General features: G+C 57.8%; 1 protein-coding gene, 1 pseudogene and 1 CRISPR repeat array. The gene and the pseudogene both read right to left on the bottom strand.

All coding sequences use genetic code 11. The features are described from left to right. Window positions 1–161: 161 nt before the first annotated feature. Window positions 162–1533: direct repeats of the CRISPR family, unit length 29 nt; unit sequence CTGTTCCCCGCGTCCGCGGGGATGAACCG. Between the two features lie 395 nt (window positions 1534–1928). After that, window positions 1929–2222: a hypothetical protein gene (locus MUW49_RS18315; protein ID WP_244813057.1), complete on the bottom strand. Its 294-nt coding sequence runs from the start codon at window positions 2220–2222 to the stop codon at window positions 1929–1931. Window positions 2223–2259: 37 nt separating this feature from the next. Further along, window positions 2260–2380, bottom strand: a pseudogene (locus tag MUW49_RS18310) (ISAs1 family transposase); the annotation flags it as partial.

The raw sequence follows: 2380 nt of genomic DNA, 5'->3' as shown, positions 1-2380 counted from the left end.
TCACTGAAGGGAGAATCGATGAGAAAGAGGAGAAGTGAGTTGACCCAATCTGAACACTCGAGTTAGAAACGGGGTGACGTGAGCGCGTTAAGGATCAGGGTGTTCACGTTGGCCGGAATGGCTGTTCAACTTCGCCGGAATACGCAAACGCTGAATGTGACCTGTTCCCCGCGTCCGCGGGGATGAACCGCATTTATGATTGCTTATGTTTAAACTCCGCACCTGTTCCCCGCGTCCGCGGGGATGAACCGCCGAACAAGCCGCGCTCTGATCGCGGCTACCTCTGTTCCCCGCGTCCGCGGGGATGAACCGCGACCGTTCCCGCAGTGGCCGCTGCCTCTCTGCTGTTCCCCGCGTCCGCGGGGATGAACCGTTGCGTTGACCCCAGTCGTTCGCCTCATGGATCTGTTCCCCGCGTCCGCGGGGATGAACCGATGTCTGCGCTCCACCTGTTGCCAAGAGACGCCTGTTCCCCGCGTCCGCGGGGATGAACCGGAAAAACACGGCCCAGCCCTTGCGGGCGTCTGCCTGTTCCCCGCGTCCGCGGGGATGAACCGTCCACCTTGGCCCCGCTCAAGGCATCAAGCACCTGTTCCCCGCGTCCGCGGGGATGAACCGGGTTAGCGATCACGCGGGCTTTCATGGGGACGCTGTTCCCCGAGTCCGCGGGGATGAACCGGTGATCCGCCCCTGCTTGGCGCGACCCTCAAACTGTTCCCCGCGTCCGCGGGGATGAACCGACAGGATGGAGCAGACCATCGAGCAGATCCAGCTGTTCCCCGCGTCCGCGGGGATGAACCGCGGTGGATTTGCCATCTGTCCGCCGACCGACCCTGTTCCCCGCGTCCGCGGGGATGAACCGGCCATATGCGTATTCGTTATCACCTCCATTTTCTGTTCCCCGCGTCCGCGGGGATGAACCGTAGGTCACACGTTCTTCTACCACAAACCCAACCTGTTCCCCGCGTCCGCGGGGATGAACCGCTATGAGCTTTGTAGGTGATGCAATAGGGAGTGCTGTTCCCCGCGTCCGCGGGGATGAACCGACGTATTCGCCAAGGTTCGCGTCCCAGACCTTCTGTTCCCCGCGCCCGCGGGGATGAACCGCCGTGAGTAAAGCGGTCACTGTAGAATGAGAACTGTTCCCCGCGCCCGCGGGGATGAACCGCAACTTGATGGTGTTGCAGTTCAGACTTGATGCTGTTCCCCGCGCCCGCGGGGATGAACCGTGATCACGACCTACACATCCCGTGACGCCGAGCTGTTCCCCGCGCCCGCGGGGATGAACCGTTGTCCGGGCCATAGAAGGTGTGCCCCTTCTGCTGTTCCCCGCGCCCGCGGGGATGAACCGAGGATTGAGCGACCCAAAACAGTGTCGTTGCCTGTTCCCCGCGCCCGCGGGGATGAACCGCCTGCTGTCGTGGCGGGTGAAGTCGCCGCCGCCTGTTCCCTGTGCTCGCGGGGATGAACTGTGGAACCAGACGTTCAGGTCCAGCATCAAGGTCTGTTCCCCGCGTCCGCGGGGATGAACCGAATCTCTTCGGCATGGCATGCTCTCGATTACGTGCTAGGGTAATCGTTCTGGCTGTCATTGTTTGATCAGCAGCGAGAGCTGATAGCGGACATTTTCTAACAGAGCAGCTTTAATTTGGCGCGTCGGGTTTCGATTTTGGGTGTTATCTGATCGCGTGTGTAATCACCCGTAACGAGACAAGTGAATTTTTTGACGAGCATTGAGCGGCGGATTTACACGCCTGCGGCTTTCCCACTCAAATCACCATGATCATTACCAACCCTAGACAGGACGTGGCTTTGCTAGTCGCCAGCCTTCTAGGGATAGGTGATCAGGTAAGGCTGATCTGATCAGATAAAGTGATCAGATCAGGCAACGCTGATCTGATTCCCCGATCACTTCCGGTGATCACTTCTCAGATTTTTTCCAGATACCAACCCCATGGCTCGTTTTGAAAACCTGCTTGGCATGAGATGAACTGCCAGCCAAGGTGGTACAGGTCATTATTCAAACGCCAAAACACCATTCTGTGGTTTGAGCTGGGCACTCCCACGTAATCCGTCAATTGTTGACTGGTGACTCCGGGATAAGTCGCCACCGCCCAGATATGGGCACGATGAGGATGCCAGCACATTTTTATTATCAGGTGTTCCACGCAATCAATCGGCCGCAGATCTTCAAGGGAAAATATTCTGGAAAATTTATCCATGAACCACCGGGAGCAGGGTGAGAGCGTGAACATTTTGTTAAATTTCACCCAGTTTTTTGAGACCCGCATTGAGTACCGTTTCCAGATATTCACTGCTCATTCCTGCGATTTTTTGCTTCCGTCTTACGCTCGCCTTGCGTGAAGTCTCGGCCCTGAGC

Source organism: Aeromonas sp. LsrichE-8G (genome assembly GCF_022869435.1).
In the GTDB taxonomy this organism is placed as follows: domain Bacteria; phylum Pseudomonadota; class Gammaproteobacteria; order Enterobacterales; family Aeromonadaceae; genus Aeromonas; species Aeromonas caviae.
Note: the sequence above shows the minus strand (reverse complement) of the source record. Positions and strands in the feature narration are given on the sequence as shown.